This window comes from Bradyrhizobium sp. Arg816, from assembly GCF_029989365.1.
GTDB lineage: Bacteria > Pseudomonadota > Alphaproteobacteria > Rhizobiales > Xanthobacteraceae > Bradyrhizobium.
Map to the genome: position 1 here is coordinate 205,311 of NZ_JAPRAQ010000003.1, position 25,663 is coordinate 230,973.

At 64.8% G+C, this 25,663-nt stretch carries 23 protein-coding genes; 14 read left to right on the forward strand and 9 right to left on the reverse strand.

The genetic code is table 11. The annotated features are described in order from the left end of the window. Positions 1 to 303: 303 nt before the first annotated feature. Positions 304 to 729, reverse strand: coding sequence for a PaaI family thioesterase (locus OWC48_RS09700; RefSeq protein ID WP_282519779.1), 426 nt, complete (start codon positions 727 to 729; stop codon positions 304 to 306). Positions 730 to 800: 71 nt separating this feature from the next. Here OWC48_RS09700 and OWC48_RS09705 point away from each other — a divergent pair, with 71 nt between their 5' ends. After that, a complete protein-coding gene (locus OWC48_RS09705; RefSeq protein ID WP_282519780.1) occupies positions 801 to 1,427 on the forward strand; it encodes a CoA pyrophosphatase in 627 nt (208 codons plus the stop codon). 56 nt (positions 1,428 to 1,483) lie between these two features. Then, positions 1,484 to 2,698: a hypothetical protein gene (locus OWC48_RS09710; RefSeq protein ID WP_282519781.1), complete on the forward strand. Its 1,215-nt coding sequence runs from the start codon at positions 1,484 to 1,486 to the stop codon at positions 2,696 to 2,698. Between the two features lie 150 nt (positions 2,699 to 2,848). Here the strand turns inward: OWC48_RS09710 and OWC48_RS09715 are convergent, their stop codons facing one another. Continuing rightward, positions 2,849 to 3,157 (reverse strand): hypothetical protein, encoded by a 309-nt coding sequence (locus OWC48_RS09715; protein WP_282519782.1) that lies wholly within the window; start codon positions 3,155 to 3,157, stop codon positions 2,849 to 2,851. Between the two features lie 197 nt (positions 3,158 to 3,354). Here OWC48_RS09715 and OWC48_RS09720 point away from each other — a divergent pair, with 197 nt between their 5' ends. The 5 genes from OWC48_RS09720 to OWC48_RS09740 all read left to right on the forward strand — a co-directional run bounded on the left by OWC48_RS09720 (position 3,355) and on the right by OWC48_RS09740 (position 8,554). Beyond that, positions 3,355 to 3,834 carry a hypothetical protein gene (locus OWC48_RS09720; RefSeq protein WP_282519783.1) on the forward strand — a complete coding sequence of 160 codons (480 nt, stop codon included), beginning with the start codon at positions 3,355 to 3,357 and terminating at the stop codon, positions 3,832 to 3,834. Positions 3,835 to 4,031: 197 nt separating this feature from the next. Continuing rightward, positions 4,032 to 4,979, forward strand: a complete 948-nt coding sequence (locus OWC48_RS09725) for a TAXI family TRAP transporter solute-binding subunit (RefSeq protein ID WP_282519784.1) — start codon at positions 4,032 to 4,034, stop codon at positions 4,977 to 4,979. 189 nt (positions 4,980 to 5,168) lie between these two features. After that, positions 5,169 to 7,280 (forward strand): TRAP transporter permease, encoded by a 2,112-nt coding sequence (locus tag OWC48_RS09730; protein WP_282519785.1) that lies wholly within the window; start codon positions 5,169 to 5,171, stop codon positions 7,278 to 7,280. Beyond that, entirely contained in the window at positions 7,277 to 7,654 is a 378-nt protein-coding gene (locus OWC48_RS09735; protein WP_282519786.1) for a DUF1850 domain-containing protein, read from the forward strand. The genes OWC48_RS09730 and OWC48_RS09735 overlap by 4 nt, the downstream gene beginning before the upstream one ends. A 93-nt stretch (positions 7,655 to 7,747) precedes the next feature. Beyond that, positions 7,748 to 8,554 (forward strand): SDR family NAD(P)-dependent oxidoreductase, encoded by an 807-nt coding sequence (locus OWC48_RS09740; RefSeq protein ID WP_282519787.1) that lies wholly within the window; start codon positions 7,748 to 7,750, stop codon positions 8,552 to 8,554. A gap of 71 nt (positions 8,555 to 8,625) precedes the next feature. On the opposite strand, the gene OWC48_RS09745 is transcribed toward OWC48_RS09740, so the two are convergent. Beyond that, on the reverse strand, positions 8,626 to 10,203 hold the full coding sequence (locus tag OWC48_RS09745) for a sodium:proton antiporter (protein ID WP_282519788.1): 1,578 nt from the start codon (positions 10,201 to 10,203) through the stop codon (positions 8,626 to 8,628). An 80-nt stretch (positions 10,204 to 10,283) separates the two neighbouring features. Here OWC48_RS09745 and OWC48_RS09750 point away from each other — a divergent pair, with 80 nt between their 5' ends. The 4 genes from OWC48_RS09750 (at position 10,284) to OWC48_RS09765 (ending at position 15,433) form a co-directional block, all read left to right on the forward strand. Continuing rightward, positions 10,284 to 11,048: a tetratricopeptide repeat protein gene (locus tag OWC48_RS09750; protein ID WP_282519789.1), complete on the forward strand. Its 765-nt coding sequence runs from the start codon at positions 10,284 to 10,286 to the stop codon at positions 11,046 to 11,048. 248 nt (positions 11,049 to 11,296) lie between these two features. After that, positions 11,297 to 12,682, forward strand: coding sequence for a tetratricopeptide repeat protein (locus tag OWC48_RS09755; RefSeq protein WP_282519790.1), 1,386 nt, complete (start codon positions 11,297 to 11,299; stop codon positions 12,680 to 12,682). A gap of 331 nt (positions 12,683 to 13,013) precedes the next feature. Continuing rightward, positions 13,014 to 14,924, forward strand: coding sequence for a propionyl-CoA synthetase (locus tag OWC48_RS09760; RefSeq protein ID WP_282519791.1), 1,911 nt, complete (start codon positions 13,014 to 13,016; stop codon positions 14,922 to 14,924). A gap of 239 nt (positions 14,925 to 15,163) precedes the next feature. Beyond that, positions 15,164 to 15,433, forward strand: coding sequence for a hypothetical protein (locus OWC48_RS09765; protein WP_282519792.1), 270 nt, complete (start codon positions 15,164 to 15,166; stop codon positions 15,431 to 15,433). A gap of 185 nt (positions 15,434 to 15,618) precedes the next feature. Here OWC48_RS09765 and OWC48_RS09770 read toward each other — a convergent pair whose 3' ends face one another. Then, complete coding sequence (locus tag OWC48_RS09770) at positions 15,619 to 16,314, reverse strand: DUF1013 domain-containing protein (protein ID WP_282519793.1); 696 nt, start codon at positions 16,312 to 16,314, stop codon at positions 15,619 to 15,621. A 265-nt stretch (positions 16,315 to 16,579) separates the two neighbouring features. Between OWC48_RS09770 and ispH the strand changes: the two genes are divergently transcribed. The 3 genes from ispH to rnhA are packed head-to-tail and all read left to right on the forward strand — an operon-like array spanning position 16,580 to position 18,999. Beyond that, positions 16,580 to 17,548, forward strand: a complete 969-nt coding sequence (gene ispH / locus OWC48_RS09775; protein WP_063985850.1) for a 4-hydroxy-3-methylbut-2-enyl diphosphate reductase — start codon at positions 16,580 to 16,582, stop codon at positions 17,546 to 17,548. A gap of 6 nt (positions 17,549 to 17,554) precedes the next feature. Next, the gene (locus tag OWC48_RS09780) at positions 17,555 to 18,538 is read left to right on the forward strand and encodes a homoserine kinase (RefSeq protein WP_282519794.1); all 984 of its coding nucleotides are present in this window, start codon (positions 17,555 to 17,557) and stop codon (positions 18,536 to 18,538) included. Continuing rightward, a complete protein-coding gene (rnhA, locus tag OWC48_RS09785; RefSeq protein WP_014491534.1) occupies positions 18,535 to 18,999 on the forward strand; it encodes a ribonuclease HI in 465 nt (154 codons plus the stop codon). Before OWC48_RS09780 ends, rnhA begins: the two co-directional genes overlap by 4 nt. A gap of 155 nt (positions 19,000 to 19,154) precedes the next feature. On the opposite strand, the gene OWC48_RS09790 is transcribed toward rnhA, so the two are convergent. From OWC48_RS09790 to OWC48_RS09810, 5 genes are all read right to left on the reverse strand, one after another. Next, the gene (locus OWC48_RS09790; RefSeq protein ID WP_282519795.1) at positions 19,155 to 19,640 is read right to left on the reverse strand and encodes a peroxiredoxin; all 486 of its coding nucleotides are present in this window, start codon (positions 19,638 to 19,640) and stop codon (positions 19,155 to 19,157) included. A 95-nt stretch (positions 19,641 to 19,735) separates the two neighbouring features. Next, entirely contained in the window at positions 19,736 to 20,290 is a 555-nt protein-coding gene (locus OWC48_RS09795) for a DUF924 family protein (protein WP_282519796.1), read from the reverse strand. A 30-nt stretch (positions 20,291 to 20,320) separates the two neighbouring features. Continuing rightward, the gene (locus OWC48_RS09800; RefSeq protein ID WP_282519797.1) at positions 20,321 to 22,006 is read right to left on the reverse strand and encodes a long-chain fatty acid--CoA ligase; all 1,686 of its coding nucleotides are present in this window, start codon (positions 22,004 to 22,006) and stop codon (positions 20,321 to 20,323) included. A 191-nt stretch (positions 22,007 to 22,197) separates the two neighbouring features. Further along, a complete protein-coding gene (locus tag OWC48_RS09805) occupies positions 22,198 to 23,667 on the reverse strand; it encodes a D-alanyl-D-alanine carboxypeptidase family protein (protein WP_282519798.1) in 1,470 nt (489 codons plus the stop codon). A 176-nt stretch (positions 23,668 to 23,843) separates the two neighbouring features. After that, positions 23,844 to 25,640, reverse strand: coding sequence for a glucan ABC transporter ATP-binding protein/ permease (locus OWC48_RS09810; RefSeq protein WP_282519799.1), 1,797 nt, complete (start codon positions 25,638 to 25,640; stop codon positions 23,844 to 23,846). Between the last annotated feature and the right edge of the window lie 23 nt (positions 25,641 to 25,663).

The window sequence follows — 25,663 nt, forward strand, 5'->3', positions numbered from 1 at the left end:
CGGGTCCTCGATATTTTGATGGAGAGCAGCATAGCTAGCTACCGCCGTCATTGCGAGCGCAGCGAAGCAATCCAGAGATGCGTCCGCGGTGAGATACTGGATTGCTTCGCTTCGCTCGCAATGACGAGGTTGGGGAGGGCGCTTGCCGCACTCTCAGCTGTCATCGCCCGCGAAGGCGGGCGATCCAGTATCCCAGAGACGGCTGTGATTGAGCCGAGAGGCTGCGGCGTACTGGGTCGCCCGGTCAAGCCGGGCGACCCAGTGGTGGGTGTGGCTAGCAACGGCGGCAGTATGACCGCACGCCTATGCCGGCCCCTTCATGATCTTGAACACGCCATTCGCCATCACGATGCAGCGGCCATCCACCGTCACTTCCGTGCTCATGAAGATGAGGCTGCGCGTCGAGCGCACCACGCGCGGACGGGAGATCAGGATGTAGCCGATCTGGCCGGCCTCGACGAAATGGGTGTCGAGCTGCACCGTCGCCATGAACTCCTTGCCGGAAACGTAGCGGGCGGTCATGCCGCAGGTGCGGTCCGCGAACGTCATCATCACGCCGCCCTGGACCATGCCGCGGCGATTGTGGTGCTTGTCCTCGGTGGCGAGCGCGAATTCGTAATGGCCGTCGACCTTGCGCTCCCACAACGGGCCGATCAGGTGCATGAAGCCCGTGGTCTCCAGGATGCTCCAGCCGTCCGATTTGAGCCTTGCGGCGGCCTTGTTGGTCATGTGGTCGTCCATTGCTGCGCGGGCCTTGCGATCTCATTTCATCGGGGCCGGACGTGGTGTAGTCAAGCATCATGAGACCGTTCGACGATGCCACACGGCGGAATATCGCGGCTGCCTGCGCGGCCTTCACGCGGCTGCCGGAGGACGATGCGCCGGCCGTATTGAAGCGCGCCGCGGTGGCGGTCGCGCTGACCGCGACGAGTGACGGCGATGACACCGCATTCCTGCTCACGCTGCGCGCGTCACACCTGCGCGCCCATCGCGGCCAATGGGCCTTGCCGGGCGGTCGCTGCGATGCCGGCGAGACCCCGGTCGAAGCGGCGCTGCGCGAGCTTGATGAGGAGCTTGGCCTCCGCCTCTCGCACGCGGAGGTGCTCGGCACGCTCGACGATTATCCGACCCGCTCCGGCTATCTGATCACGCCCGTGGTGGTCTGGACGGCCGACAGTGCCGCGATCCGGCCGAACCCGGATGAGGTCGCCTCGGTCCACCGCATCGCGCTCGCCATGATCGAGCGCGAAGACGCGTTCGACTTCATCGCGATTCCCGAAAGCTCCCGCCGCGTGATCCGCTTCCATCACGAGACGAGCCTGATTCACGCGCCGACCGCGGCGCTGATCTACCAGTTCCGCGAGGTGCTGGCGGGGCGTCACACCCGCGTCACCGAGCTGGAACAGCCGGTGTTCGCCTGGAAGTGACGATGGTAAACGGCGCGTTAACGTGACGGTTACCGGATGCCTGCTAAGAGGGCAGCATGCATCATTCGATTCGAAAACATCTCGCGCTGGTTCCATTCGCGCTCGTCCTGCTCGCGCCCGTTGCGCGAGGCGGCGAGGCCGACGCGCTGCCGCCGGCCGTCCGCGATGCCAAGGCCCAGCTCTTGTCGCAGTTCTTTGCGCAGGGTGGGGCGTCGCCGGCCGTGCTCGAATATCGCCGCAAGCTGCAGGAATATCAGGCGGCGCGCGCGGCCTTCGACGAGGAGGCGGGTGCCTATTGGAGCCAGATCTCCGAGAAGCGGAAAGGCCGCAACGCCAAGCGGCGCAGCGGACAGCAGGTGATGCTTGATGATTACGTGCTGGAGCATCCGCCGCTCTATAATGGGCCGAAGCGGCCGGTGAATCCGGAGCCGGAGGAAACGCCGGATCGTCCGACCAGAAAGCCGATACCGGTGGTCGCCGATCTCCTGCAGGCGGCGCGGGAGCTCTATCAGTTCACGCCGCAGCGGCCGTCCAGCGAGGTCGAGTTCAAGCGCGCCTATGCTCGCTACGCGCTCGCCTCCGGGGTGACGCGCGAGCAGGCGGTGCGGGTCTATTCGTTCGAGACCGGCGGCACCGGCAATTACGACGTGCAGGCGGGTATTGAGCATGGCGGCAAGCGCGCGATCTCGACCGCGATGGGCTACAACCAGCTCCTGACCACCAACAGCGTCGAGCTGCTGGCCGAGCAGGGGCATGAACTCATCCGTGCGCTTTCCGACAAGGTGGCGCGGACGTCCGGGCCGACGCGCCAGCCACTCGAGCACAAGCTTGCCGTTCTGAAGAAGATGGTGGCGCAGGCGAAGTCGGTGCCCGACACCTGGTCGGAGCACGAGAAGATCGGCAACACCGCGCAGGGCTGGGCCATGCATGCCATGGTGCTGGACATCGATATCGGCCCGATGCTGCAAACCCATAAGCTTTTGACTTCGGTGCTGTTCGCGCGCGCCAAGGGCTACACCCGGCCGCTCACCGCCGCCGAGCTCGAGATGATGAACCTCACCGGCGACGGCACCGGTCTCGACATGGTGACGATGCCGCAGGCGATGCGCGAGCAGGTGCCGACCTCGAACTTCTTCCAGCGCGGCGGCTACGAGCGCAACCCGGTCGCGATCCGACACAACACGGTGGCCAAGCTGCTGGCGGTGACGGACACGCGGATGGACAGTAACAGCAACAATGCCGGCGCACGGGAGCTGGCGGGGGCGTTTTAGTCCTCGCTGCCACATCCTCCGCTGTCATGCCCCGGCTTGACCGGGGCATCCAGTACGCCGCAGCCTCTGGATTGAATCACGACGGCCTCTGGAATACTGGATCACCCGCTTTCGCGGGTGATGACCGAGTGTGTGGCGGCGTCGTCGCCCCTACTGATCCGACCCGAACTTGAACTTGCCGTCGCCTTCGAGATACGGGCCGCTGCGCATGTAGAGCTGGCCGTTGTGGCCGATGAAGAACAGCGTGCCTTTCGGCACCTTCTTGGCGCCCTTCAGGAGTTCACCGGCGTTGCTGGTGCCCATCTTGTAGGAGAAGGTCTTGCCTTCCTTGTCATAGGCATAGCCGGTGTCGGGCTTGAGCTCCCAGGGCGTTGCCGCGGTCTGCGCCAATGCGGGTGCGCTGAACGCGCCGAGCGCTGCTGTGAGTGCAAGTGCAAATGTCTTCGTTGAAAATGCCATCGTCCCATCCTCCCCATCGTTGGGGTTGCCGTCTTGAACAAATCACGAACGGCGTTTACAGGTCAATTTGCGAAAGCGCCGCAGCGCATCACGTCCTGCCCAGCAGTTTGTGATTTTCCCTTGGTCCCCGCGCGACTATGTTCCGCTTTCAGTCTAGAACGCAATTCGACAAAAATATTGGTAGGGGGATGATTCGGATGAACCATGTCGTGAAAGCCTGCTCAGCCGCCGCGCTGTTGGTGACGGCGCTGGCGCCCGACGCCCGGGCGGATGACTACCAGCTCAGCCACAACCAGCGGATTTCGTGCAGCCGTGGCCTCGCCCCGGGCAAGCTGAACACCGCGACCTGCAAGTCCTACACTTACCTGTTCAATACCAAGACCTCGGAATATTTCCGCTGCCAGGTCTCGCTCGCGCTGACCCGCGACAACAAGGAAGTCATCAACGTCCAGACCGACGGCGGTTGTACCAAGAAGCCGCGCATCTTCGAGACCGACGGCAAATACGATTTCGACGCGACCGAGACCGAACCGCCGAACACCAACTCGTTCTTCGGCCCCGGCGGCTACTCGGTCTGGGCCGCCGACGTCACCGCGCAGAAGGTGCGCGGCTGCATCATCATCTCCTCCGGCCTCGGCTCCGACATCTCCAAGTGCCTGGACATGACCTTTCAGTAAGGGGCTTGCCAGTATCGATTGCCGGCGACGGCGAGACACGCGCCAGACCCTGACTGCGCCACCTCGCCGCACCCGCGGGTTCCCTGAAAGTCGAGCCGGGTCAGCCGTTTACCGCAGTCCTGTTGTGACTTTTGGATGGGTTGACCCGCTTCCCCCATCCGGCCAATTTCCCGGCCGGTTTGGGGAGTACAACAACCATGAAACGGACGATTTTCGGCGCGGCCGCGGCTCTTGCCCTGGCGGCGTCGGCACCTTGCGCGCATGCGCAATCCTTCATCAACGTGCTGACCGGGGGCACCTCCGGCGTCTACTATCCGCTCGGGGTCGCGATCGGAAAGATCTACGGCGACAAGATTCCGAACGTGAAGACGCAGGTGCAGGCCACCAAGGCGTCGGTCGAGAATCTCATCCTGCTCCAGCAGGGCCGCGGTGAAATTGCGTTCACGCTGGGTGACTCGCTCAAGGCCGCCTGGGAGGGCGACGAGGAAGCCGGCTTCAAGTCCAAGCTGGACAAGCTGCGCACCATCGGCGCGATCTATCCGAACTACATCCAGATTGTCGCGACCGCCGAATCGGGCATCAAGACGCTCGCAGACCTCAAGGGCAAGAGCCTGTCGGTCGGCGCGCCGAAGTCGGGCACCGAGCTCAATTCCCGCGCGATCCTCGCGGCCGCAGGTATGACCTATAAGGACCTCGGCAAGGTCGAATATCTGCCGTTCGCCGAATCCGTCGACCTCATGAAGAACCGCCAGCTCGGCGCGACGCTTCAATCGGCCGGCCTTGGCGTCGCCTCGCTGAAGGATCTCTCGAGCTCGGCCTCGATCACCGTGGTGTCGGTGCCGAAGGAGACCATCGACAAGATCGGCCCGCCCTTCATCTCGGCAATCATTCCGGCCAATACCTATACCGGCCAGGACAAGGACGTGCCGACCGCGGCCGTAGTCAACTATCTCGTGACGAGCTCCGCGGTGTCGGACGACCTCGCCTATCAGATGACCAAGCTGATCTTCGAGTCGCTGCCCGAATTGCAGAACGCCCATGCCGCGGGCAAGGAGATCAAGCTCGAGACGGCCGCCACCGGCAGCCCGGTTCCGCTGCACCCCGGTGCGATCCGCTATTACAAGGAAAAAGGGCTGATCAAGTAGTCAGCTTTCGTTATCGGACGTCATGGCCGGGCAAAAGCGCGAAGCGCGTCTTCGCGTAGATGTCCCGGCCATCCACGTTCTAAGGCTAGGCGAGCAAGTCCGTGGATGCCCGGGACAAGCCCGGACATGACGGTTCGGATGAGCCGTGCCAATGCTATAAATTTTGCAGGTGGACTGGGGCGATTTGAAATGTTGGAAAAAGCACAGGGCACCGAAGCGCCCATCAAGGTTGAATTCGACAATTTCGAGCATGGCTTTCCGGAAGGTTTTGGTCCGGGTTGGTGGGGCCAACTCGCCTACTGGATCGGCATCGCCTTTGCGACCTTCCAGCTCTATGTCGCGGCCTTCAACTATCTGCCGAGCCAGGTGGTGCGCGGCGTCCATGTCGGCTTTCTCGTACTCCTCACCTTCGGCCTGATCGCCAATTTTACGGCGAAGAGCGACTTTGGTCGTGCGCTCGGCTGGGTTATCGGTGGCGCCGGCTTCTTCTGCGGCCTCTATCAGTGGATCTTCTACGCCGATTTGATCGCGCGCGACGGCGATCCGACGCGGCTCGATCTCGCGGTCGGCACGCTGCTTGCGGTGCTGATCTTCGAGGGCACGCGGCGTCTGATGGGCGCGGCGCTGCCGCTGATGTGCGGCGCGTGTCTCGTCTACTGGTTCTTCGGGCAATACCTGCCGTCGCCGCTCAACCATCGCGGCTATGATTTCGACCAGATCGTCACGCATCTGTCGTTCGGCACCGAAGGCTTTTACGGCGTGCCGATCTACGTGTCGGCGACCTACATCTTCCTGTTCATCCTGTTTGGCTCGTTCCTGGAGCGCGCCGGCATGATCCAGCTGTTCACCGATGTCTCGCTCGGCCTGTTCGGCCGCACGCGTGGGGGGCCTGCCAAGGTCGCGGTGTTCGCCTCGGGCATGATGGGCACGATCTCCGGCTCCGGCGTCGCCAACGTCGTCACCGTCGGCCAGTTCACGATTCCGCTGATGATCAAGTTCGGCTATCGCCGCGCCTTTGCCGCCGGTGTCGAGGCGACGGCCTCGATGGGCGGCCAGATCATGCCGCCGGTGATGGGCGCGGTCGCCTTCATCATGGCGGAGACGCTCGGCGTCCAGTACTCGGAAATCGTCAAGGCGGCGGCGATCCCCGCCATCCTCTATTTCGCGTCCGCATTCTGGATGGTGCATCTGGAGGCCGGCAAGCACGGTCTCGTCGGCATGAAGCGCTCGGAAATCCCGAGCGCCTGGAAGGCGCTGGTGACGCGCTGGTACCTCGTGCTGCCGCTCGCCGCTCTCGTCTACATGCTGTTCGAGGGCTTTACGCCGCTCTATGCCGGCAGCATGGGCCTCGCACTGACGGTGACGCTGATCCTCGGTGCCAGCATCACGGCCGGCGCCTCGTCGATGGTGATCCGCTCCATCTTCTGGATCGGGCTCGCGCTGGTCGTCGCCGCGCTGTCGCGCGACGGCCTCCAGATCGTGCCGGTCGCGAGCGTCGTCGTCGGCCTGATCGTGATCACGGCTTTCATCCGTGGCGGGTTCAAGGCCCTGCGCGAGTGCCGCGACGCGCTGGCCGAAAGCGCCAAGTCCGCCATCACCGTCGGGATGGCCTGCGCCATCGTCGGCGTCATCATCGGCATGATGTCGCAGACCGGCGTCGGCACCATTTTTGGCAGCTGGGTGATCGGGCTCGGCGAGAAGAGCCTGTTCCTGGCGCTGATCATGACCATGCTGCTGTCGATCCTGCTCGGCACAGGCATTCCGACCATCCCGACCTACATCATCACCGCCGCGCTCGCCGCGCCGGCGCTGGCGAAGCTCGGCGTGCCCTTGATCGCGAGCCACATGTTCGCGTTCTATTACGGCATCATGGCCGATCTCTCGCCGCCGGTGGCACTCGCAGCACTCGCGGCAGCGCCGATTGCGAAGGAGAACCCGGACAAGATCGGCTGGGAGGCGATGCGCATCGCGCTCGCCGGCTACGTCATCCCCTTCATCTTCGTCTATTCGCCGGCGCTGATGCTCCAGGCCGGCGATCCCATGGCGGCAAAGCTCGGCTTCTACGGCGCGGTGGCGCTCGCGGCCCTGAAGGCGCTGGTGGCAATCGGCCTGTTCGGCATGGTCGCGATCGGCTTCCTGTTCACGCGCATGACGCTGCTCGAACGTGTCCTCGCGCTCGGCGCCGCGCTCTGCCTGCTCGGCGACTTCCCGCTCAGCGACACCGCGGGCTTCACGCTCTCCGCCGCACTCGTGCTGTGGCAGTGGCGGCAGCGTCCGCCGGCAGTGATCGAGGCGGTGTGAGCCTCTGCTTCGCCACAGCGGGTGGCGTGAAAGCGCTCGCGCTTTCCGCCTTCACGCTGGTGTGGACGCATTCGATTGCGAAGGTCGATTGGCAGGAGGACTGGCGCGTCACACCTGCCGGCCTCGAATTGGTGCAGGCGCGGGTCAAGGGCACCGGGCCCGGCATGGAGCCGCCGCCCGAGGCGCGACTGGTCGACGGCTGGTTTCGATGGAGGCCCGCGCGCGCGCCGATGCCGGAGGTCGTGCTCGGCAATTCCGGCGCGGCCGGGGAATGGCGGTTATGCCATGATGGAAGCTGCCGGACGTTGTCGGAGATTGTCGGGCATCCCATTGGTGCTAACGTTACGACGATGAAAGTCTGTAACGATCCGTAGCCCGGATGAAGCGAAGCGCAATCCGGGAACAGTCGCCCCGGATTACGCTGCGCTCCATCCGGGCTACAAGAACAACAACACGGGAGAAACGCGATGGATCGGCTCAAGGGCAAGGTTGCGATGGTGGTGGGCGCCGGCTCGATCGGGCCGGGCTGGGGCAACGGCAAGGCGACCGCCGTGACCTTCGCGCGCGAGGGCGCGCAGGTGTTTTGCGTCGACCGCAACGGTGCTGCAGCCGAGGAGACTGCGAAGATCATCACCGGTGAGGGCGGCAAGGCGACGGCGTTCACCGCGGACGTCTCGCGCGCGAGCGAGATCGAGGCGATGGTGGCGGCGTGCCTGAAGGCCTATGGCCGCATCGACGTGCTCGACAACAATGTCGGCATCGCCGAGATGGGCAGCGTGGTCGAGGTCACTGAGGAGAGCTGGGACCGCGTCTTCACTGTCAACCTCAAGAGTGCCTATCTCGCCATGAAGCACGTCGTCCCCGTGATGGTGAAGCAGGGCGGCGGCTCGATCATCAACATCTCCTCGATCGCCTCGATCCGGCATGTCGGGATTTCCTATGTCAGCTACAACGCCAGCAAAGCGGCGATGAACCAGCTGACGCGCTCCACCGCGATCGAGTTCGCGAAGAACCATGTGCGGGTGAACGCAATCCTGCCCGGCCTGATGAAGACGCCGATGGTGGAGCATTCCGCAGGTCTTGCGAACAGCTACGCCAAGGGCGACGTCGAGGCGATGTGGCGCGCCCGCGATGCGCAGGTGCCGATGGGGCACATGGGCGAGGCCTGGGACGTCGCCAACGCCGCGCTGTTCCTGGCGTCGGACGAGTCGAAATATGTGACGGGGATCGAGCTGGTGGTCGACGGCGGGATCACGTGCAAGGCGGGGGCTTAAGGCGCCTCATAGTCCGCTGTCGTCCCGGATCGGCGCTTCGCTTGTCCGGGACGACGGCGGCGTTTGCGGACCTATCCGCCCGCGCTCAATTCTGCGCGATCGAGCTCTTCCTCGATCCGGTGAAACGCATCGTCGCCGATCACTTCGGTATCGCGAAGGCCGAGGATCGATTTGCGCGCGGCTTCGATGGCGCGGCGGCGCAGGGGATCGGCGGGTAACTCGCCGCTGGCGATGCCGCCGTGCGGGTCGTCGTCGGCCTGCATCAGGATGGCGCGGTATTCGAGCCGCAGGATTTCCGCTTCCTCCGACGGATCGTCCTCGATCGCATCGAGTGCGGCGCGATAGGCGATCGCGCGGGCGCGCGCGACCTCGATACCGACGGGATCGTCGTCCTTGAGGCCGAAGGCGAGGATCAGCGGCCGCAGCGTCAGGCCCTGGATGACCAGCGAGCCCAGCACCACCGCAAAGGCGATGAAGACGATGAAGTCGCGATGGGGGAAGTTTTCCGGCAGGGCGAAGGCGGTGGCGAGCGTGACGAGACCGCGCATGCCGCACCATGAGATGATGAGGCCGCCCTTTGGCGAGGCAACCTGCTTGGGATCCTTCGGATGATAGAGACCGTTCACGATCAGGACGCGCAGCGTGGTGCGGTAGAACGTGATCCAGGCAAGCCGCACCAGCACCACCGTGAGCAGGATCCAGGCGGCAGCCACGCAATATTCCCAGCGCACCTCCGCGTCGAGCCGCGTCCAGATCGGCCGCATCTGCATGCCGATCAGCATGAAGGCGAGCACGTTGAGCACGAACACCATGGTTTCCCAGACCGCATAGGACGGCACCCGCAGCCGCGCCGGCATGCGCGCCCCCGCCGTGCGCGCGACGGTGATGGCGTAGACGACGATGGTGAGGATGCCGGAGAGGCCGAGATGCTCGGCTGCGATCCAGACCATGAAGGTGGTGGCGAACTGCACGATGATCGCGCTCGGCGCTTCCTTCACGCGTTCCAGGAACAGCGGGATGATGCGCCCGGCCAAAAGACCGGCGAGGACGCTGCCGACCAGCCCGAGTGCAATCGTCGGCGCGACCTCGCTCCATTTCAAATGCTCCATGACGACAGCGCCGACCGCGATGCGATAGATCAGAAGCGCGCTGGCGTCGTTGAGCAGGCTCTCGCCTTCCAGGACCTTCACCATGCGATAGGGCAGCTTCACCTGGCTCAGGATCGCAACCGCGGCTGCGGCATCCGGCGGTGCCACGATGGCGCCGAGCGCAATGGCGGCGGCCCAGGGCATGTCAGGCATCAGCCGGTGCGCGACGAAGGCCACGCCGACCGTGGTCAGGCCGACCGCGGCCACCACCAGGGTCGAGACCGGAACCCAGTTGTTGCGGAGATCGCGCAGCGAGGTGTCGAAGGCGGCATCCATCAGCACCGGTGCGACAAAAAGTGCCAAGGCGAGGTCGGGTTCGAGCGTCCAGGACGGGCTGTTCGGAACGAAGGCGATCAGCGCGCCGCCGATGGCGAGAAAGGTCGGGTAGGGGACCTTGATCCGCCGCGCCAGCGCCGATAATGCAACGGCGCCGAGCAGAAGCACGATGATCCATTCGAATGTCGACACGTTGATCCCCGAAACCGATTTTGGCTGTGCCACAAGCTAGCACCAATCCGGCCGTATGATGGATAGTGCGCCTTCAAGGCAAGGCTCAAGCCAAGACCAAAGCCAAGACTTTCATGCGTTCTCAAAATCTCATTCGATTGTCCGGTGCGGTGGCGCTCTGTGCGCTTTCGCTCGGAGCGGCCCATGCCGCGACCGGGGGTGAGCCCGCCGCCGTCGTGCAGGTCGACGTCGCGCCGTGCCTCGCTGCTGCTGCCGCCGACGACATGGACAAGGCCGGCTCCGCCTGCGCTTCCGTCATCGACAACGAGAAGACCGCCAAGGCGGACCTGGTCAAGGCGCTGGTCGCGCGCGGCGCGCTCTATGCGCGACATGACCAGGTCGACCGTGCGATCGCCGACGACAGCCGCGCCCTTCAGCTCGATCCGACCCTGGCCGACCTCTTCAACGCCCGCGGCGAGCTCTGGCTGAAGAAGGGCGACAAGCCGAAGGCGGTGCAGGATTTTGGCGCCGCGCTGAAGATCGATCCGAACCACGAGAAGGCCAAGGCCAACCACAAGGCGATGGCGCGCGAGCTCGAGCGGATCGGCGCGCAGATGGCGGTGGCCGGCAAGCCCAGCTTCAATTGCAGGAGTGCGGCCCGGGCCGTCGAGAAGGCCATCTGCGCCAACCGCGAGCTCGCCGATCTCGATCGGGAGATTTTTGCGTCGAATGCCCGCGTGATCTGGGAGGCGCGCAGTCCTGCGGAAGCCAAGGCGCTTCAGCGCGAGCAGGACGAATTCATTGCCCGCCGCAATGCCGGTTATGGGCGAGCCGGGTACGATCTCAAGAAGGCGATGCAGGAACGCTTGCAGCGGATCAACGGGGTGGACGGGTATTGAGGCGGTCTTCGCCTCTCCCCGCGTGCGGGGAGAGGCCGGAATTCGAGCGAAGCTTGAATTCCGGGTGAGGGGGACTCTCCGCGAGTCCTCATCGTCACCGTCTCCGCGGAGAGTCCCCCCCACCCCACCCTCTCCCCGCAAGCGGGGCGAGGGAGTGATGCTCCCGAGCGTCCCTGACAGGCCCGAATTGAACCCAATCCTTGCCCGCCGCGACAATGGTGAAAACCTGATGTCACGGAGTCTTCCTGATGTGCGGCACGCGTTCTTCCGCGCAAATGTTCCCGTTTGCCAAAGTCCCGCTTCGCGCCTTGCTGCTCTGCACTGCGATGAGCCTTGTCCTCGCCGCCCCGGCCTCTGCTGCCGTCGATTGCGTGATGGGCAGCAAGACCGTTCCTGCCGAACTGATCACGGCGTGCGGCGCTATCATCGACCAAACCGCCAATTCGAGCTCCGACCGTGCGGCCGCGCTGTTGGTGCGCGCCGACGCCAATGCGCGAACCTCAGGCGGCCTCACGCAGGCGCTGCGGGATATCGACCGCGCCATCGCGCTGGACGGCAGGAATGCAAAGGCATGGCGCCTGCGCGGCGATTTGCTGCGCGAGGCCGGCGGCGATCTCAATCGCGCCGCGGCTGATCTCAGCAAGGCCATCGCACTCGATCCGCGGGACGCGGAAGCCTACGAGCTGCGCGGCGTCGTCTACACCAATCAGCGCCGGCTCGACCGCGCGCTCGCCGATTACGATCAGGCGATCAAGCTGAAGCCGGATGATGCGCAGGCCTGGTCCGACCGCGGCGTGAACTATTATCTCGGCGGCGACAACGAGAAGGCGATCCGCGATCTCAGCGAGGCGCTGCGGCTCGATCCGAACCGGCCGCGCGCCTACACCAATCGCGGCGCGGCCTACAAGAAGCTCGGCCAGCTCGACAAGGCGGTCGCCGATGACGGCGAGGCGATCAGGCTCGATCCGAAGGTCCCCGAATATTACGACAATCGTGGCCTGGTACTGGCCGCGATGGGTGAGTACGACAAGGCGATCGCGGATTACGACCAGGCGCTGCGGCTGGCGCCGCGGCCGAACTTCTTCACCAACCGCGGCGATTCCTACCAGCTCAAGGGCGAGCTTGGCGCGGCGCTCAACGACTACGAATCCGCGCTGAAGATCGATCCGAATTTCGCGCAGACCTACGACAACCGCGCCGTGCTCTACAAGAAGATGGGCGAGCGCAAGAAGGCGCTAGCCGATTACGAGACGGCGCTGAAGCTCGATCCCGGCAACGAGAACGCGGCCAATGGCCGCCGCACTGTGATCGCGGAGATCGCGAAGTTCGGCGCCGAGCCGCTGCGTCCGCTCGCGGCGAATTCCGGCAACGGTCCGTCGTTCGATTGCGCCACGGCGAAGCGCGAGGTCGAGAAGGTGATCTGCGCCGACCCGCAACTCGGCGTGCTCGATCGCCAGATCGCCGAGACCTATGAGCGGGTGTTGAAGGTTACGAAAGGCCGTTCGGCCGGCGACCTGCGCAAGACCCAGCGCGATTTCCTCGCCACCCGTGATGCCAGCTTCCGCCGTCCGGGCTACGATCTGAAGAAGATCATGCAGGATCGGTTGCAGCGGCTGAATGCGATGGAGAGTTGAGGCGCCTCTCCGCGCACACTGCGTTCCCTCCCCCCTTGCGGGGGAGGGTTAGGGAGAGGGGGGGCCACAAACTCCAGACTGAGTTCGTGGCCACCCCTCTCTCCCGCTCTCCACCGCAAGGGGGGAGAGGGCTCACCTTTGCTGTGGCTCCAGCTTGCCTCGATGGCCTTTCTTCCCTCCCCCCGAAAGGCCCATCCTTTTCAGCTTGAACCGCGGCCCGTTCCCGGGAAAATACCTCTCAAACAACGCCGGCACTTGATCCCTGTCATGGCGGGACGCTCGTCCTGTCGGTCAGGTCAAGGCCAGGCGAAAAGGGAACGGGAGCGCGGGCATGAACGTCAAGGGAACGAGCCTCTATCACGAGGTCCATGCGCGCTCGCTGGCTGATCCCCAGGGCTTCTGGGCCGAGGCGGCCACGGAGATCGACTGGATCGAGCCGCCAAAGACGATCTTCGATGCCTCGCACGGCGTCTACGGTCGCTGGTTCATGGGGGGCGTCGTCAACACTTGCTACAACGCGCTCGACCGCCATGTCGAACGCGGCCGCGCTGACCAGGTCGCGCTGATCCATGATTCGCCGCTGACGGGCTCGGTCACCAAGTTCACCTATGCCGAGCTATTGGGTGAGGTGCAGGCGCTCGGCGCCATCATGCAGGATTTTGGCGTCGCCAAGGGCGATCGCGTCATCCTCTATATGCCGATGGTGCCGGAGGCCGTCGTCGCGATGCTCGCCTGCGCGCGCATCGGCGCGGTGCACTCGGTCGTGTTCGGCGGCTTTGCCGCCAAGGAGCTCGCCACCCGCATCGACGACGCACAGCCGAAGCTCATCCTCTCCGCAAGCTGCGGCATCGAGCCCGGCCGGATCGTGCAGTACAAGCCGCTGCTCGACGAGGCGATCAAGCTTGCGGGCACGAAGCCGCAGGCCTGCATCGTGCTGCAACGTCCCCAGCATATCTGCGACCTCACGCCGGGCCGCGACTACGATTGGGCGAGCCTTCGCCGCAAGGCGATGAACGACGGCAAGAAGGCCGCTTGCGTGCCTGTCGCGGCCACCGATCCGCTCTACATCCTCTACACGTCAGGCACGACCGGGATTCCCAAGGGCGTCGTGCGCGACAATGGCGGCCATCTCGTCGCGGTGAAATGGTCGATGTTCAACCTCTATGGCGTCAAGCCGGGCGAGGTCTGGTGGTGTGGCTCCGACATCGGCTGGGTGGTCGGCCACAGCTACATCATCTATGGCCCGCTGCTGCATGGCGCGACGTCGATCATGTACGAGGGCAAGCCAATCGGCACGCCCGATGCCGGCGCGTTCTGGCGTATCATCAGCGAGCACAAGGCGGTCGCCTTCTTCACCGCACCGACGGCGTTCCGCGCGATCCGCAAAGAGGATCCTGAAGGCAAGTTCATCCGGCAATACGACCTGTCGCAATTCCGCACGCTGTTCCTCGCCGGCGAGCGCGCCGATCCGCCGACGGTGGAATGGGCGGAGCAGCAGCTCAAGGTGCCGGTGATCGACCATTGGTGGCAGACCGAGACGGGCTGGTGCATCGCCGGCAACCCGGTCGGTCTCGGTATGCTGCCAGTGAAGCATGGCTCGCCGACGGTGCCGATGCCGGGCTACCAGGTCGACGTCGTCGACGAAGCCGCAAAGCCCGTCGGCCCCAACACCATGGGCTCGATCGTCATCAAGCTGCCGATGCCGCCGGGTTGCCTGCCGACGTTGTGGAATCAGGACGCGCGCTTCAAGGACGCCTACCTCACTGAATTCCCCGGCTACTACAAAACCTCGGACGCCGGCTACAAGGATGAGGACGGCTATGTCTTCGTCATGGGCCGCACCGACGACATCATCAACGTCGCCGGCCACAGGCTCTCCACCGGCGGCATGGAGGAGATTTTGGCCTCGCATCCGGATGTCGCCGAATGTGCCGTGCTCGGCGTCAAGGACGCGATCAAGGGCGAGGTGCCCTGCGGCTTCCTGGTGCTCAAGGCCGGCGTGAAGCGGCCGCCTGCGGAGATCGAAAAGGAGATCGTCGCGCTGGTGCGCGACAGGCTCGGCCCCGTCGCCGCCTTCAAGCTCGCCATCACCGTCGGCCGCCTGCCGAAGACGCGTTCCGGCAAGATCCTGCGCGGTACCATCAAGAAGATTGCCGATGGCGAAGCCTGGACCATGCCGGCCACGATCGAGGATCCCAAGGTGCTGGACGAGATCGGTGAGGCGCTGAAGGGGAGGGTGTGAGGTTACGCTCGGGCCGTCGTGCCAATGAGGTGCGACGCTGCCGCCCCAACCTCTGCTGTCATCACCCGCGAAAGCGGGTGATCCAGTACTCCGCGGCGGTAGTTGCGTGACCCAATGACCGCCGCGGCGTACTGGATTCCCCGCTTTCGCGGGGAATGACAGCGAGCGGGGAACGACGCCCAGGGACTTACAATCTCCTCATTCCGCGCTAAACAGGGCCGGCCAACAGGGGACCTCGTATGCCACTCGCCACCGCGCCGCGCCTGCTTGTCGCCGTGTTGCTCGCCATCGCTGTCTCCGCCTGCTCCGCGCGCTACCAGACGCCGGTAGCGGTGGGTGGCGACGATGACGACGCGGTCTGCCAGAGCCGCGGCTATGCGGCAGGCTCGCCCGAATATGTGGCGTGCCGCAAGGACCGTGACGTCCAGCGCAACGCTGCGACCACCCGCGCCGACCGCCGCCAGCGCGATCTCGGCGAATACATGCTGAACAATCCCCAGCGGCCGTAGGTACAACTCGGTTCGTAGCCCGGATGTAGCGAAGCGCAATCCGGGAGACGTGCATCGGCGTGTCGTGCATCCCGGATTACGCTGCGCTCCATCCGGGCTACTCTTGTTGAAGAGACAAAGCAAAAACGCGGCAGGTTTCCCCGCCGCGTTTTGATTGCGTTCGATGACGAATTGAGAGGGGAGCCTTACTCCTCCTCCTCGTCCTGCTTCTTGCCGCCGAGCGTCTTCAGCTTTGCGAACACGGCGTCGACGTTGAGGTCGTCGCTCGAGCGCTCGGCCGGCTCGAATTCGTCCTTCTTAGTGGTTTCGGAAGCCGGCAGCAGGGTGGCGCCGCCGTAGGATGCGTCGATCGGCTTTTCCTTCGCCGCGCGCGCCACTTCGAAATCGAGCTCGATCTGCGAGCAAAGGCCAAGGGTCACCGGGTCGATCGGGGTCAGCTGGGAGGTGTTCCAGTGGGTACGGTCGCGAACGCTGGCGATGGTGCTCTTGGTGGTGCCGACCAGGCGCATGATCTGGGCGTCCTTGAGCTCCGGATGGCTGCGCAGCAGCCAGAGGATGGCGCTCGGGCGCTCGTGACGGCGGGAGACCGGGGTGTAGCGCGGGCCCTTGCGCTTCGGCTGGGGCGGCAGAATCACCTTGCTCTCCTGGAGGCGGAGTCGGTAGTCCGGGTTCCTCTCGCCCTTCTCGATCTCCTCGCGGGTCAACTGGCCGTTGGAGAGGGGATCCATGCCCTTGATGCCCTGAGCAGCGTCGCCGTCGGCGATCGCGCGCACCTCGAGGGGATGCATCTTGGTGAAATCGGCGACCTGGTCGAAGGTCAGCGCGGTGTTGTCGAGCAGCCAGACGGCGGTCGCCTTGGGCATCAGAGGTGCGTTGCTCATGGCAAATCTCCTTTGTGCTTCGCCCACCCCTCTGGAGGCGAAACCGGTGGTCATCAGCGATGACAGGGAATTCGCGCTATATAAGCCCGGAGGGGCTAGCCACGCAATGGTTCTGCTATAGATAGTGCCTTGACAGCGCCCGAAAGGGGGCCCAATTCCCTTGGAAACGCCTGTAGAGTCCTAGCAGACCCTTTTAAGCCCCATTCCATCCATTGACCGCCCCCGCCAGAAGGCGAAACGGGTGATTCGGTCCCGAGATCGCTCAATGTCAGCCAAACCAGACCTCAAGATCGTGCTTTGTTCTCCCCGCGGCTTCTGCGCCGGGGTGGTCCGGGCGATCGACACCGTGGAACGGGCGCTCGATAAATACGGCGCCCCCGTCTATGTTCGCCACGAGATTGTGCACAACAAATACGTCGTCGACGGGTTGAAGAAGAAGGGCGCGATCTTCGTCGAAGAGCTCGCCGAAATCCCGGAAAACACCACCGCGCCGGTGGTGTTCTCGGCCCATGGCGTGCCGAAATCGGTCCCGGCCGACGCCACCTCCCGCAACTTGTTCTCGCTGGATGCGACCTGCCCGCTGGTCACCAAGGTGCACCGCGAGGCCGCGATCCACTTCAAGCGCGGCCGCGAGATCTTCCTGATCGGCCACTCCCATCATCCTGAAGTGGTCGGCACGCTCGGCCAGCTTCCGGTCGGCGCCGTGACCCTGATCGAGACCGCCGAGGACGCCAAGACCATCGTCCCGAAGAACCCCGACAACATCGCCTTCGTGACCCAGACCACGCTGTCGATCGACGACACCGCGGAGATCGTGGCGCTGCTCAAGGAGCGCTTCCCGAATATCAACGGCCCGCACAAGGAAGACATCTGCTACGCCACCACCAACCGCCAGCTCGCGGTGAAGAAGGTGGCGCCGGTGGTTGACGCGCTCATCGTTGTCGGTGCTCCCAATTCGTCGAACTCGCAGCGCCTGCGCGAAGTCGCCGAGCGCGAAGGCTGCGGGATTGCGGTGCTGGCGCAGCGCGCCACCGACATCGACTGGACCAGGTTCGGCAACATCAAGAGCCTCGGCATCACCGCGGGCGCGTCCGCGCCGGAAGTGATCGTCGAGGAGATCATGGACGCGTTCGCCGAGCGCTACACGCTGCATGTGGAGACGGTCTCGGCCGCGGAAGAGAACGAGTTCTTCCCGCTGCCGCGCCAGGTGCGTCCCGAAGCCGCCGCCGAGTAGACTTTTATGGCGGTCTACACCGACGTTGCCGCCGACGAGCTTGCGGATTTCCTGAAGCAATACGATCTCGGCGAGTTGCTCTCCTACAAGGGCATCGCCGAGGGCGTCGAGAACACCAACTTCCTGCTGCACACCAGCAAAGGCTCGTTCATCCTCACGCTCTATGAGAAGCGTGTGGCGAAGAACGACCTGCCGTTCTTCCTCGCGCTGATGACGCATCTCGCCGAGCACGGCGTCACCTGCCCGCTGCCGGTGAAGGCCGGGGACGGCGAGGCGCTGCGCGAGCTGTCGGGCCGGCCGGCCGCGATCATCACCTTTCTCGAAGGCGTCTGGCCGCGCAAGCCGAACGTGGCCCATTGCGCCGGCGTCGGCGAGGGACTGGCCAGGATGCATCTGGCCGGCGCCAATTTTGCGATCAAGCGTGGCAATGCGCTGTCGGTCTCCGGCTGGCGGCCGCTGTTCGACGCGGCGGCAAGCCGCGCCGACCAAGTCCAGCCGGGCCTGCATGCGTTTCTCGCCGCCGAGCTCGACTATCTCTCGAGCGGGGTCTGGCCGAGCAATCTGCCGGAGGGCGTAATCCACGCCGACCTCTTCAACGACAACGTCTTCTTCCTCGGCGACAGGCTCTCCGGCATCATCGACTTCACCTTCGCCTGCAACGACATGCTGGCCTATGACGTCGCGATCTGCCTGAATGCCTGGTGTTTCGAGCCGGACCATTCGTTCAACGTCACCAAGGCGCGCGCCTTCCTCAATGCCTATGGCCGGGTGCGAAAACTCTCCGAGGCGGAAGAAGCCGCGCTGCCGCTGCTCGCGCGCGGCGCCGCGATCCGCTTCCTGCTGACGCGGCTGGTCGACTGGCTCAACGTGCCCGAGGGCGCGCTGGTCAAGCCCAAGGATCCGCTGGAGTATTTTCGCAAGCTGCGCTTCCACCAGAGCGTTTCCAGCGTGCGCGACTACGGGCTGATGCCGTCAGGACTGGTCGCGTGAGCGAGCTTCCCATCGTCACGATCTATACCGACGGCGCCTGCTCGGGAAATCCCGGGCCCGGCGGCTGGGGCGCGATCCTGAAGTTCGGCGACAAGGAAAAAGAGCTGAACGGCGGTGAACGCCACACCACCAACAACCAGATGGAATTGATGGCGGCGATCTCCGCGCTCGAAGCGCTGAAGAAGCCGTGCACCGTCGATCTCTATACCGACAGCCAGTATGTGCGGCAGGGCATCACCGGCTGGATCCACGGCTGGAAGCGCAACGGCTGGCGCACTGCCGACAAGAAGCCGGTGAAGAATGTCGAGCTATGGCAGCGCCTCGATGCGGCGCTGAAGCAGCACGAGGTCCGCTGGCACTGGGTCAAGGGCCACGCCGGGCACCCGGAGAACGAGCGCGCGGATCAACTCGCGCGGGATGGGATCGTGAAGGCGCGGTTGCAGCAGCGGGTGGGGGAGTAGGCGACGCGCTATCGGCGTCGCCCGGTTTCGTAGGGTGGGCAAAGCGAAGCGTGCCCACGGCTTCTTCTCAATCAAGGAAAGATGGTGGGCACGGCGCTGACGCGCCTTTGCCCACCCTACGGCACTTCCCGCTTGGAAGGAGCTCTGGCCTAAGCTTACAGCTGCCCCAGCAGCGTATCGCCGCCGGAGACCTCGACCTTGCCGGGCATCGCTTCGAGGTTCAGCTTCTTCACCACGCCGTCCTCGACCAGCATCGAATAGCGCTTGGAGCGGATGCCGAGGCCGTTGCCGGAGGCGTCCAGCTCCATGCCGATCGCCTTGGCGAAGTCGGCATTGCCGTCGGCGAGGAAGATGGCTTCGTTGCGCTGGTCGGTATCGCGCTTCCAGGCGTTCATGACGAAAGCGTCGTTGACGGAGACGATGGCGATGGTGTCGACGCCCTTGTCCTTCATGGCATAGGCGTTGAGGAAGATGCTCGGCAGGTGCATCTTGTGGCAGGTGCCGGTGTAGGCGCCGGGCACTGCGAACAGCGCCACCTTCTTGCCCTTGAAGATGTCGTCGGTGGTCTTCACCTGCGGACCCTCGGCCGTCATCACGCGGAATTTCGCCTCGGGCAGCTTGTCGCCAGTCTGGATCGCCATCGTCAGTCTCCCTGAAAATCGGTCCCGCTTTTTAGACCGTGCGGCGGCGCTGCACAACATTGGCGGCGAGGGGCGCGTCTTTCACCGTTCTGTCATCAGCCGGCAAAACCGCCGGCGTCGAGGAAGGCCTGTTCTTCCTCGGTGGTATCGCGGTCGAGGAGGCGGTTGCGGTGGGGAAAGCGGCCGAACCGCTGGATGATGTCGGCGTGCTCCTGCGCGTATTTCAGGTTCTCGGCATTGTCGGTGTTCTGAAACAACGCGACGCAATGCAACTGGTCGGGCAGGTGCTCGGAATGCATGAAGGGCAAATAGAGGAATTCGAGCAGGATGGGATCGATCCTGCGATCGACGCCCCGATCGATGGCGCGGCGGGCGACGTCGCGCGCCGGCGCGTCGCTGGCAAAGGCTTCCGGCGTGCCGCGAAACATGTTGCGGGGAAACTGGTCGAGCGCGATGACGAGCGCGAGCGCGCCCTCGTCGCTTTCTTCCCAGGAGGCCAGCTCGCCGGCGGTCGCCCGCTTCCATAGCGGAAAAAAGCGACGCCTGACCTCCGCGTCGAAAGCGTCGCTGCGCTTGTACCAGCGCTCGCGGCCGGCCTCGCGCCAGAAGGCGAGAATGCCCGACGGCGTGATGTCGCCGACGTCAGTCATGAACCCAAGAGTCATGAACCAAGGCGCGGCCTAAGCCGCCTCCGCCTTCTTCTCGTCGCGGAGCTGCCGGCGCAGGATCTTGCCGACATTGGTCTTCGGCAGGTCGGTGCGGAATTCGATGTGCTTGGGCACCTTGTAGCCGGTGAGCTGCTCCTGGCAGAACTTGATCACGGCTTCCGCGGTGAGGTTAGGATCCTTCTTCACCACGAACGCCTTCACCGCCTCGCCCGACTTGGAATCGGGAATGCCGATCACGGCGCATTCGAGCACGCCCGGATTGCTGGCGATCACTTCCTCGATCTCGTTGGGATAGACGTTGAAGCCGGAGACCAGGATCATGTCCTTCTTGCGGTCGACGATCTTGGTGTAGCCCTTCTCGTCCATCACGCCGATGTCGCCGGTGCGGAAATAACCGTCCGCGGTCATCACCTTGGCGGTCTCTTCCGGCCTGTTCCAGTAGCCCGACATCACCTGCGGGCCCTTGGCGCAGATCTCGCCGGGCTGGCCGAGCGGGACTTCGTTGCCGTCGTCGTCGCGGATCGAGATGTAAGTCGAAGGCACAGGGATGCCGATCGATCCCGAGAACTCGGTCGTGGTCGCGGGATTGCAGGTCAGCGTCGGCGAGGTCTCCGACAGGCCGTAGCCTTCGGCGATGAAGCAGCCGGTCACCGCTTTCCACTGCTCGGCGACGGGGCGCTGCACCGCCATGCCGCCGCCGTTCGAGATCTTCAGCTTGGAGAAGTCGAGCTTCTTGAAGTCGGGATGGTGCATCAAGCCGTTGTAGAGCGTGTTCACGGCGGGGAAGCTGTTGACCTGGTACTTCGCCAGCTCCTTGACGAAGCCCGCGATGTCGCGCGGATTGGGGATCAGCAGATTGCAGCCGCCGGCGCGCACCGCGAGCAGGTAGCAGGCCGTCAGCGCGAAGATGTGATAGAGCGGCAGCGCGCAGACGATCATGAGCTGATCGACATGCGGCGGCGCGGCGAGTGCCGGCTGGAGCCAGGCGTCGTTCTGCAGGACGTTGGCGACGATGTTGCGATGGAGCAGGGTGGCGCCCTTGGAGACGCCGGTGGTGCCGCCGGTATATTGCAGGAAGGCGACGTCGCCCGGCGACAGCTTCGGCTTGTTGAACGTCAGGCCGCGGCCGACCGATATCGCGTCGTTGAAGGACACCGCGCCCGGCAGCGACCAGGCCGGCACCATCTTCTTGACGCGGCGGACGACGAGGTTGACGATCACGCCCTTGAAGCCGAGCAGGTCGCCCATGCTGCCGACGATGACATGCTTGACTTGTGTCTTCGCGATCACCTGCTCGACCGTGTGGGCGAAATTCTCCAGCACGATGACGGCTTCGGCGCCGGAATCCTTGAGCTGATGCTCGAGCTCGCGCGGCGTGTAGAGCGGGTTGACGTTGACCACCGCGAAACCGGCGCGCAGCACGGCCGCGGTTGCGACCGGATATTGCAGCACGTTCGGCATCATGATCGCGACGCGAGCGCCACGTTGCAGGCCGCGGCCCTGCAAATAGGCGGCGAGCGCCAGCGACATCTGGTCGAGGTCGCGATAGCTGATCGCCTTGTCCATGCAGATGAACGCCTTGCGGTCGGCGAACTTGGCGAAGCTCTCCTCCAGCAGGTCGACCAGCGACGCGTATTGGGTCGGCTCGATATCAGCAGGCACGCCGGGCGGGTATTGCTTGAGCCAGATGCGCTCCATGGAAAACTCCCCTCAATTTACCAGAGCCCGTTGTGTCTCGGGCTTGCCTCATTGCGGCCAGTATCGAGCCTGCCGGAACGGGTGGCAAGCCGTTCGAGGCTTAGGACAAAGGTCCGGGAGTGGCTACTGGAATTGTCGCAAGCCGTTCTGCCGCAGGTGCGAAGCGCGGGCGCGGCTTGCGATGGGTGCCGTTAACTGTTGTTGGCGGGCTTGGCGGCGGGCTTGGTCGCGGCCTTGGGCTTGGCGGGCTTGGCCGCCTGATCGCCGCTTGCCGCAGGCTTCTCGGCGGGTTTCGCCGCCGCATCGTGCTTGGCCGCGGCATGCTTGGTCCCGGCCGGCTTCGCAGCGGACTTGGTATCGCTCTTGGCGTCGGGCTTGGTCGCAGCCGGCTTTGCCGCCGCCGTCTTGGCATCCTTCGGCTTGTCGGCTGGCTTGTCGGTCGCGTCGGGCTTCCTGGCGACGCGCGACTTCTTGCCACGCGGCTTTGGCGTGGCCTGCTGGTCGGCATCGGCCGCGACCGCCGCGATCAGGGCGGTGCCGGTGCGGGTCGGGCCGGTATAGACCAGCACGGGCTCGGCCGCAGCGGGGGCGGAGGCCATCAGCTCGGAGGCCTTCATCAGGGGCGGCTGAAGGCCCGCGGTGAAGAAGGTGACCTGGGCTTCGCCGCCGGTGGCGGAGGCCGATCCGGACGTGCCGCCATTGGCGGCGATCAGTGCGTCGTCATCGTCGCTGGCCGGCCGTTTGCGATGACCGCCGCACATGTCCTCGCGCAGGTTCGGCGGCGAGGCGTCGACCGGCACCAGCCTGTCGACGGTGCCGAGCGAGGGGCGGAGCCAGGTGAGATTGTCCTGGCTGAAGCCGCGCTCGAGCAGCTGCGCCGCCTTGACCGCACGCGCAGTACCGGAGTTGGCGCCCAGCACGACGGCGATCAGCCGGCGGCCGTTGCGCGTGGCCGACGCCACGAGATTGTAGCCGGAGGCGCAGATGAAGCCGGTCTTGAAACCGTCGGCGCCGGGGTAGCGGCCGATCAGCTTGTTGAAATTGCCGGTGACGCGCTTGCCGAAGCGGATTGCGGGGATGTGCACGAAGTATTCGTATTCCGGCAGGTCGCGCAGGAACGAGCGCGAGAGAATGCCGAGGTCGCGCGCGGACGTGATCTGGCCGTCGGCGGGCAGGCCGTTCGGATTGACGTAGCTCGTCTGCGTCATGCCGAGCTTCTGCGCGGTATCATTCATCATCGCCGAGAAGCCGTCGATCGAGCCGCCGACGCCTTCGGCGAGCACCACGGCCATGTCGTTCGCCGACTTCACCATCATCATCTTCAGCGCGTTGTCGACGGTGAGCTGTGTTCCCGGACGGAACCCCATCTTCGACGGCGATTGTGAAGCCGCCGTCGGCGACACCGTGAGCAGCGTGTCGAGCGTCAGCCTGCCGTCCTTGACCGCCTTCAGCGTCACATAGGCTGTCATGATCTTGGTGACGGAGGCCGGATACCAGGGAATGGTCGCGTTCTCGGCCTGCAGCACCTTGCCGCTGTCAGCTTCGATCAGCAGCAGTGCCTCGGCGCCCGCGGTGCGCGGCGCAAGCAGTACGGCGGATGCGAGGGCCGCAGCGAACAGGTTGAACAGGGACTTGCGAAGCAGCGGGCGAAGGGCGTGCACTATCCGATTCCGGTCCTTGGAGACCCGCCGGTTCCGGTCGGATCTCGTGATCTGATGTTCGGTTCTGAAATCCGGCGCCGCCGCTTGCGGCGTCGCAAACCTATACCGGCTCGTGCGTCGAGAACAGGGGTTTCGGCCGGGTATTCCGCGATGAAATAGGCCGAATTTCGACGATGCTATGGGGACTTGACCGCAGTCGCCGCAGCCTCGGCGGCCGTCACGCTGGCCCGTGCATTTTCCTGAACCATGAACTGGGCCCTGGCGAGTTCGGCAAAATGGCCGCCTTTGGCCACGAGTTCATCGAAAGTTCCGCTTTCGATCACGCGGCCGTTCTCGAACACCAGGATCCGCGTGGCATTGCGGATGGTGGAGAGACGGTGGGCGATCACGAACGTGGTCCGTCCCTTCATCACTTCGTCGAGAGCGGCGTTCACCTTGGCCTCGGTGACGGCGTCGAGCGCGCTGGTGGCCTCGTCCAGGATCAGGATCGGTGGATCCTTCAGCAGCGCGCGGGCGATCGACAGCCGCTGGCGCTCGCCGCCGGAGAGCATGCGGCCGCGCTCGCCGGCATTGGTCTCGAAGCCGCCGCTGCGCTCGATGAATTCGAGCGCCTGCGCGCGCTCCGCGGCCTTGCGCATCTCGGCTTCGGTCGCATCCGGCTTGCCGACGTGCAAATTCTCCGCGATCGAGCGGTTGAACAGCAGCGCCTCCTGGAACACCACGCCGATGTTCCGGCGCAGCGACGTCAGCGTCACGCCGCGGACGTCCATGCCGTCGATCCTGATGAAGCCCGACTGCGGATCGAAGGCGCGATGCAGAAGCGCGATCGCCGTCGACTTGCCGGCGCCGGTCGCGCCGACCAGCGCGATGGTCTGGCCGGGCAGCGCGGTGAAGGAGAGGTCCTCGACCGCCGGCCGCTTGCCGTCATAGGAGAAGGTGACGTCGTTGAATTCGACGAGGCCGGAGAGCCGCCCGGCATCGATCGCGTCGGGGCGGTCGTGGACCGCGGGCACGGCGTCGAGCACGTTGAAGAACTCGCGCAGCCGCGGGGCTTCCATGAACACGTTGTTGATGAAGCTCACGACCTGCTCGAGCTTCTGGATCAGCAGCGTCGCGAAGCTCACGAACATCACGATCTCGCCGACGGAGGTGAGCCCCTGATCGTGCAGCGCGATGCCGAGCGTGAAGATCGCGAGCACCGTGATCGTCGTGGAGGCGCGCGTGATCACGGTGACGAGCGCCCACCAGGACAGCACCGGCATCTGCGCGGCCAGCAGCTCATCGGCGACGGAGCGCAAGCCCTTCACCTCGGACTCGACGCGCACAAAACTCTGCACCAGCGCGACGTTGCCGAGCGCGTCGGAGGCGCGCGCGGAGAGCTCGCTATAGTGCTCCTCGACCTGCATCTGCATGCCGAAGGTTCTGCGCACGACGAAGGTCGTCAGCGCGGTGAAGACGATGCAGAGCACGAACAAGAGGACCGCGAGCCGCCAGTTCAGGTAGAGCGACAGCGGCAGCAGCACCACGACCGACAGGATCGCGGCAAAGTGCTCGCGGAAGAAGCCGAGCCACAACCGCCACAGCGCATCGGTGCCGTTGAGCATCACCTTCATCAGCCGGCCCGAATGGGTGCCTGAGTGGAAGGTCAGCGGCAGTTGCAAAATGTGCTCGAAATAGTCGGTCAGCACCGCCTGGCGCTGGCGGTGGGAGAGCCGGTCGGCTTGCAACGCCACGATCGCGCTGCAGCCGATGGTGAACAGCCCGAACGCTACCCAGGCCAGCAGGAACGGCCACGCCGAGTTCGATCCGGCGACCGTCTTGCCCGAGAGCACGTCGACGATCCGGCCGAACAGCACGGGTTCCGCGAACTGCGAGGCCGCAAGCAGGAGATTGGCAAACGCCAGCAACCAGCCCAGCCGCGCCTCCTTGCCGAGCAGTTCGAGAACGCGGGTGTAGAGACGGAGGATGGGCATGCGGGGACGAACTCGGGCGGACA

What these genes read in the sequence shown, in the direction of transcription:
- OWC48_RS09765 (WP_282519792.1), top strand. Translation starts at nt 15,164, where the DNA reads ATGCCACTCGCCACCGCGCCGCGCCTGCTTGTCGCCGTGTTGCTCGCC.
- OWC48_RS09720 (WP_282519783.1), top strand. Translation starts at nt 3,355, where the DNA reads ATGAACCATGTCGTGAAAGCCTGCTCAGCCGCCGCGCTGTTGGTGACG.
- ispH (WP_063985850.1), top strand. Translation starts at nt 16,580, where the DNA reads ATGTCAGCCAAACCAGACCTCAAGATCGTGCTTTGTTCTCCCCGCGGC.
- OWC48_RS09725 (WP_282519784.1), top strand. Translation starts at nt 4,032, where the DNA reads ATGAAACGGACGATTTTCGGCGCGGCCGCGGCTCTTGCCCTGGCGGCG.
- OWC48_RS09750 (WP_282519789.1), top strand. Translation starts at nt 10,284, where the DNA reads ATGCGTTCTCAAAATCTCATTCGATTGTCCGGTGCGGTGGCGCTCTGT.
- OWC48_RS09770 (WP_282519793.1), bottom strand. Translation starts at nt 16,314, where the DNA reads ATGAGCAACGCACCTCTGATGCCCAAGGCGACCGCCGTCTGGCTGCTC.
- OWC48_RS09790 (WP_282519795.1), bottom strand. Translation starts at nt 19,640, where the DNA reads ATGGCGATCCAGACTGGCGACAAGCTGCCCGAGGCGAAATTCCGCGTG.
- OWC48_RS09705 (WP_282519780.1), top strand. Translation starts at nt 801, where the DNA reads ATGAGACCGTTCGACGATGCCACACGGCGGAATATCGCGGCTGCCTGC.
- OWC48_RS09810 (WP_282519799.1), bottom strand. Translation starts at nt 25,640, where the DNA reads ATGCCCATCCTCCGTCTCTACACCCGCGTTCTCGAACTGCTCGGCAAG.
- OWC48_RS09780 (WP_282519794.1), top strand. Translation starts at nt 17,555, where the DNA reads ATGGCGGTCTACACCGACGTTGCCGCCGACGAGCTTGCGGATTTCCTG.
- OWC48_RS09730 (WP_282519785.1), top strand. Translation starts at nt 5,169, where the DNA reads ATGTTGGAAAAAGCACAGGGCACCGAAGCGCCCATCAAGGTTGAATTC.
- OWC48_RS09710 (WP_282519781.1), top strand. Translation starts at nt 1,484, where the DNA reads ATGCATCATTCGATTCGAAAACATCTCGCGCTGGTTCCATTCGCGCTC.
- OWC48_RS09740 (WP_282519787.1), top strand. Translation starts at nt 7,748, where the DNA reads ATGGATCGGCTCAAGGGCAAGGTTGCGATGGTGGTGGGCGCCGGCTCG.
- OWC48_RS09700 (WP_282519779.1), bottom strand. Translation starts at nt 729, where the DNA reads ATGACCAACAAGGCCGCCGCAAGGCTCAAATCGGACGGCTGGAGCATC.
- OWC48_RS09800 (WP_282519797.1), bottom strand. Translation starts at nt 22,006, where the DNA reads ATGGAGCGCATCTGGCTCAAGCAATACCCGCCCGGCGTGCCTGCTGAT.
- OWC48_RS09795 (WP_282519796.1), bottom strand. Translation starts at nt 20,290, where the DNA reads ATGACTGACGTCGGCGACATCACGCCGTCGGGCATTCTCGCCTTCTGG.
- OWC48_RS09715 (WP_282519782.1), bottom strand. Translation starts at nt 3,157, where the DNA reads ATGGCATTTTCAACGAAGACATTTGCACTTGCACTCACAGCAGCGCTC.
- OWC48_RS09760 (WP_282519791.1), top strand. Translation starts at nt 13,014, where the DNA reads ATGAACGTCAAGGGAACGAGCCTCTATCACGAGGTCCATGCGCGCTCG.
- OWC48_RS09755 (WP_282519790.1), top strand. Translation starts at nt 11,297, where the DNA reads ATGTGCGGCACGCGTTCTTCCGCGCAAATGTTCCCGTTTGCCAAAGTC.